The following is a 5,424-nucleotide window of genomic DNA, read 5'->3' as shown; positions in this document are numbered from 1 at the left end:
CCGAGCTGCAAGGCTTGATGCTGGTACAACGGGAGGCGAAGCGGGGATGGTTTGCGTTCGGGCGTCTGGAGCGGCGGCTGCGGCAGCTCAACATGCATGTCGTTGAGTCGCAGGAGCTGATGAGCCAGCTCGGCCGCCACAGCAAGCTCAATGCGAGCCCGGCTTTCATCAATGGCTTGCACGAAGAGGGCAGGCGGCGCGCCGAGCTGTGGCTGGAGCGTAATTTCCAGCAGCTCGGCGTGCGGTCGTCGTTCCGCCTGGCGCGCCTGTTCGGCTGAGACGTCAGCGCTGCGTGGCGCGTTCTTGTTCCATCAGGCGCAGCACGCGGCGCTGCACCTTGCCGGTGGTTGTCATCGGCAGTTCGTCGATGAACTCGATTTCCTTCGGATACTCGTAGGGCGCCAGCTTGCCGCGTACGTGTGTCTGCAGCTCGGCAATCAGCTTGTCGTCGGCGTCCCGGTTACGCGGCGTGCCGGCAGTTAGGACGATGAATGCCTTGACGACATTGCCGCGCTCCGGGTCCGGCTTTGGTACGACCGCCACATTTGCCACTGCGGGATGCTTGACGAGGCAGTTCTCGATTTCCGACGGGCCGATGCGATAGCCGGCCGCCTTGAACATGTCATCCGCGCGTCCCTGGTACCAGAGATAGCCGTCTTCGTCTGCAGAGGCGAGGTCGCCGGTCCGGCACCAGTCGCCGCTGTACTTGTTGCGCGTTGCGTCGGGATTCTTCCAGTACTCAATGAAGAAGATCGGGTCGGGATGGCCGTGGATATCGGTACGGTGCAGGGCGACTTCGCCGGTTTCGCCTGGCTTGACTGGATTGCCGTCGTCGTCGATCACCGCCACACGGTGGCCGGGATAGGGGCGTCCCATGCTGCCGGGCTTGGCCGGCCACTGGTGCACACTGTTGCCGACGATGTAGTTCATTTCGGTCTGGCCGAACATTTCATTGGGCGTGACGCCGAGCGCGGACTGGCACCAGTTGAATACCGCGTCGCCGACGGCTTCACCGGCGCTCATGATGGCGCGCAGCTTGAGCTTGAACTTTTCGCGCGGTGACGGGCAGGCCTTCATCATCATCTTCAGCGCAGTCGGGAAGAGGAAGGTGTTGGTGATGCCGTACTTCTCGAGCAGGTAGAAGGCAGTATCTGGCGAGAAGCGGCCTCGGTAGCCGACGATGGGCATGCCGAAATAGAGCGTCGGAAGTAGCGCATCCCACAGGCCGCCGGTCCATGCCCAGTCGGCCGGTGACCAGAATACATCGCCCTCCTGCGGGAACCAGTTCTGGGACGCGACGAATCCGGTCAGGTTGCCGATCATCGCGGAGTGGGGGATCAGCGCGCCCTTCGGCGCGCCGGTAGTGCCGCTGGTGTAGATCAGCACGGCAGGATCCGTCGCCTGCGTCGGAACCGGATCGAAATTCGTGCGCGCGCGGGCCAGTTCATCATGCATATCGAGCGCATCGGATGCGCCACAGTCGACTGCGATCACATGCTTGAGCGCAGGACAGTTCGGCCTTGCCTGGCGCAGGTTGTCGAGGCCGGCCTGGTCGACGATCGCGACTTCCGCCTCGCTGTTCTGAAGCCGGTATTCCAGCGCGTCCGGCCCGAAGAGGATGGACAGCGGCATGGCTACCGCGCCGAGCTGGTAGCACGCCATGTGCACGACGGCAGTTTCGGCGCGCTGCGGGAGAATGATCGCGACGCGGTCGCCTTTTTTCACTCCGAGCTTCGCGAGCACGTTCGACATGCGATTCGCCTGCTCATGCAGTTCGGCGTAGGTGAGGGTGGCGGTATTGCCCTGGTCATCCTCGTAGTAGATGGCAATCCGCGACTTCTCGCCTGCCCAGCGCGTGCAGCATAGCTGCGCTATGTTCAGGTCGTCGGGTACGTGCCAGTGGAAGTGGTTGTAGAGTTCGTCGTAGCGGTCGGCTTGGGCGGTGTTTGCTGCGGAAGTCATGTCCTCTCCATTATAATTATCGAACGGGCGTTCTAATTCGCTTTTCCGGCGATCCGGCTATTATGCCGATTTCCCTGCATTCCATTCTTGATTCAGGCAACGATAAAACCATGAAGCCATCCCGCTCCGAATTCATCCCTGTCCGTGGACTGCAATACCACGTGCGCCACTGGGGAAGCGAGGGGGCGCCGAAGCTGTTCATGACGCATGGTTGGATGGACGTGTCGGCGTCGTTCCAGTTCGTCGTCGATTGCTTGCAGGATGACTGGCATGTGATCGCGCCGGACTGGCGCGGATTCGGAATGACCGAAAATTCCGGCGCCGATTGCTACTGGTTTCCCGATTACCTCGGCGACCTCGATGCGATCCTGCAGCACTACTCACCTGAAGGTCCCGTGAACCTGCTTGGGCACAGCATGGGAGGCAATGTATCGTGCGTGTATGCGGGCGTACGGCCGGAGCGGGTGGCGAAGCTGGTCAACCTGGAAGGTTTCGGCATGGGGGCAACGCGACCCGAACAGGCGCCGCAGCGCTATGCGAAATGGCTGGATGAATTGCGCACGCCTTCGGGCATGCGCCCGTACGCATCGCGCGAGGACGTCATCAAGCGCTTGCAGAAGAACAATCCGCGCCTCACGAATGCACGGGCGGATTTCCTCTCCCGTTATTGGGCCGCCGAGAATGCACAGGGCGAATGGGTAATCCTCGGCGATCCTGCCCACAAGTTGACCAATCCCGTCCTCTATCGTATCGAGGAAATCCTCGCATGTTGGGAAAGGATTGTCGCGCCGGTTCTCTGGGTGGAAGCCGACGACACGACGGTCTGGCGCCTGATGGGCGCAAAGGATGCGGCGCGCGCGGAAATCGACCGGCGCATCAAATACTTGCGTGATGTCACAACGGCAATAATTACCGACGCGAGCCATATGCTGCATCACGATCAGCCGGAAGCGCTCGCTGTGCTGATCGAACAGTTCTTGCGCCAAAAGCAGGGATAATCGCGGCCGTCTTCCTGTCGAAGGGTATTCGCGCGCCTTGGACGCTCTGCATAGGTGCGCGCACTCGGCGTACAATAGTTGTATTCCGTTTATCTGCCCGATTGCATGCTCAACGTCGACCTCCATTGCCATTCCACCGTTTCCGACGGCTCGCTCTCGCCCGCGGCTGTTGCCGCGCGCGCAAAAGCGGGCGGGGTGGATGTGTGGGCGCTGACGGACCACGACGAGATCGGCGGCATTGCACAGGCTCGTGAGGCGGCGCATGCACTTGGCCTGCGCTACGTGACCGGTGTCGAGATTTCGGTCACCTGGGCAAGGCATACGATCCATATCGTCGGATTGAATTTCGACGAAAAGAACGAGGGACTCATCAAGGGTCTCCACCAGACGCGCTCCGGCCGCGAACGCCGCGCCTACGAGATGGCCGAGCAGCTCGAAGCCGTCGGCGTACCCGACGCTTTCGAGGGCGCGCTGAAATACGTCGGCAATCCGGACCTGATTTCCCGTACGCACTTCGCACGCCACATTGTTGAAACCGGGATTTGCAGGGATGTCCAGGAGGTATTTTCCAGGTTCCTGATCGAAGGCAAACCCGGGTATGTGCCGCATCGCTGGGCAACGTTGGAAGAGGCCGTCAAGTGGATTCGCGGCGCCGGCGGCATTGCCGTGGTCGCGCATCCGGGACGCTATGACCTCAACGACCTCGAGCTGGATGCTTTCCTGTCCGAATTCAAGCGTTATGGCGGTACCGGCGTCGAAGTCGTGACGGGAAGCCACACGGTGGAAGAATTCGGCATCTTTGCCCGGATCGCGCGTGCCCACGGCTTGCTTGCCTCTCGCGGCTCGGATTTCCACGCGCCGGGCGAATCGCAGACTGAACTCGGCTCGCTTCCGCCACTGCCTCCCAACCTGACGCCTGTCTGGCACGACTGGCGCATCTGATTCCTCTCCGCAGGCGGTTCGCGCCTTGCTTTTGTGGCATGATGCCGCACTTGATTTTCCGCGAAATAACCTTATCTAGATGTCGCTTTCATACGGAGGCTTGCACATGAAACGAATCATCCTTTTCCTGGCGACCAACCTTGCGGTCGTGCTGGTGATGTCGGTCGTCTTGTCGCTGCTGGGCGTCAACCGCTATCTCACAGCCAACGGCCTCAATCTCGGCATGCTGATGACGTATTCACTGGTGGTCGGATTTACCGGCGCGATCATTTCGCTCCTGATGAGCAAGCAGATGGCGAAGTGGTCCACCGGCGCCCACGTGATCGACGCTCCGTCGACATCGACCGAACTCTGGCTGGTTGACACTGTGAAGCGGCTCGCCGACCGTGCAGGTATCGGCATGCCGGAAGTGGCGATCTACGAGGGCGAGCCAAACGCATTCGCGACCGGCGCGTTCAAGGATTCGGCGCTGGTAGCCGTATCAACCGGTTTGCTTGAGGGCATGACGCGCGATGAAGTCGAAGCCGTGCTCGGCCACGAAATCGCCCACGTCTCGAACGGTGACATGGTGACCCTGACTCTGATCCAGGGCGTGGTGAATACCTTCGTTGTCTTCCTGGCGCGCGTGGTCGGCTACGTGATCGACAAGACCGTGCTGCGCAACAACGACGATCGCGGGCCCGGTATCGGCTACATGGTGACGGTGTTTGTCTGCGAGATCGTGTTCGGCATCGTGGCGTCGATGATCGTCGCCTGGTTCTCGCGTTACCGCGAATTCCGTGCCGACGCCGGTTCGGCAAAGCTGCTCGGTACGCCGCAGCCCATGGTCAAAGCGCTGGCGCGCCTGGGTGGTTTGGAGCCACCGGAAAGCATGCCGGCGAATTTCAAGTCTTTCGGCATCAACGGTGGCCGCTCGGGTTTTGCTGCGCTGTTCTCGAGCCATCCTCCAATTGAAGAACGTATTGCCGCGCTTCGCAGCGCGTCCTGACAACAAAAAATTCCAACGGCGGTCGTTAAAAGGCCGCCGTTTCATTTAATGAGCCAATTCTTCCAGATCCATCCCGACAATCCCCAGCTGCGACTCATCAAGCAGGCGGCACAGATCATCCATGGCGGTGGCATCGTCGCCTTGCCCACCGATTCGTGCTACGCGCTGGTTTGCCACCTCGATGACAAGGGAGCAGTCGAGCGCCTGCGGCGCATCCGCGGCGTGGACGACAAGCACCATCTCACCCTGTTGTGCCGCGACCTGAGCGAAATCGCCCAGTACGCACGCGTCGACAACCGCCAATACCGGACGTTGAAGGTCGCCACGCCGGGGCCGTACACCTTCATCCTTGAAGCGACCAAGGAAGTCCCGCGCCGCCTCAGCCATCCGTCGCGCAAGACCATTGGCCTGCGCGTGCCGGAAAACGCGATTGCCCAGGCGTTGCTTGAGGAACTGGGACAGCCGCTGATCGGCACCACGCTGATCCTGCCCGATGAAGACGACCCGCTCACCGATCCGGAAGAGATCCGCGAC

The 5,424-nt window shown here is 61.2% G+C and carries 5 protein-coding genes and 1 pseudogene; 5 read left to right on the top strand and 1 reads right to left on the bottom strand.

The features are described 5' to 3' along the window. Positions 1 to 278, top strand: a pseudogene (locus tag AYR66_RS06805) (patatin-like phospholipase family protein); the annotation flags it as partial. 4 nt (positions 279 to 282) lie between these two features. Here the strand turns inward: AYR66_RS06805 and AYR66_RS06800 are convergent. Then, positions 283 to 1,962 (bottom strand): acetate--CoA ligase, encoded by a 1,680-nt coding sequence (locus tag AYR66_RS06800; RefSeq protein WP_088706888.1) that lies wholly within the window; start codon positions 1,960 to 1,962, stop codon positions 283 to 285. A 110-nt stretch (positions 1,963 to 2,072) separates the two neighbouring features. Between AYR66_RS06800 and AYR66_RS06795 the strand changes: the two genes are divergently transcribed. From AYR66_RS06795 to AYR66_RS29905, 4 genes are all read left to right on the top strand, one after another. Then, the gene (locus AYR66_RS06795; protein ID WP_088709650.1) at positions 2,073 to 2,960 is read left to right on the top strand and encodes an alpha/beta fold hydrolase; all 888 of its coding nucleotides are present in this window, start codon (positions 2,073 to 2,075) and stop codon (positions 2,958 to 2,960) included. A gap of 105 nt (positions 2,961 to 3,065) precedes the next feature. Further along, positions 3,066 to 3,902, top strand: coding sequence for a 3',5'-nucleoside bisphosphate phosphatase (locus AYR66_RS06790; protein ID WP_088706887.1), 837 nt, complete (start codon positions 3,066 to 3,068; stop codon positions 3,900 to 3,902). A gap of 106 nt (positions 3,903 to 4,008) precedes the next feature. After that, a complete protein-coding gene (htpX, locus tag AYR66_RS06785) occupies positions 4,009 to 4,890 on the top strand; it encodes a protease HtpX (RefSeq protein WP_088706886.1) in 882 nt (293 codons plus the stop codon). Between the two features lie 48 nt (positions 4,891 to 4,938). Then, positions 4,939 to 5,424 (top strand): L-threonylcarbamoyladenylate synthase (locus AYR66_RS29905; RefSeq protein ID WP_141104178.1); only part of this gene is annotated, 486 nt, incomplete at its 3' end.

This window comes from Noviherbaspirillum denitrificans (assembly GCF_002211445.1).
Taxonomy (GTDB): domain Bacteria; phylum Pseudomonadota; class Gammaproteobacteria; order Burkholderiales; family Burkholderiaceae_D; genus Noviherbaspirillum; species Noviherbaspirillum denitrificans.
The sequence above is the reverse complement of the archived record's forward strand: the minus strand, read 5'-3'. Positions and strand labels throughout refer to the sequence as shown.

Coding starts and splice junctions, on each gene's coding strand:
- AYR66_RS06800 (WP_088706888.1), bottom strand. CDS start 1,962: ATGACTTCCGCAGCAAACACCGCCCAAGCCGACCGCTACGACGAACTC.
- AYR66_RS06795 (WP_088709650.1), top strand. CDS start 2,073: ATGAAGCCATCCCGCTCCGAATTCATCCCTGTCCGTGGACTGCAATAC.
- AYR66_RS06790 (WP_088706887.1), top strand. CDS start 3,066: ATGCTCAACGTCGACCTCCATTGCCATTCCACCGTTTCCGACGGCTCG.
- htpX (WP_088706886.1), top strand. CDS start 4,009: ATGAAACGAATCATCCTTTTCCTGGCGACCAACCTTGCGGTCGTGCTG.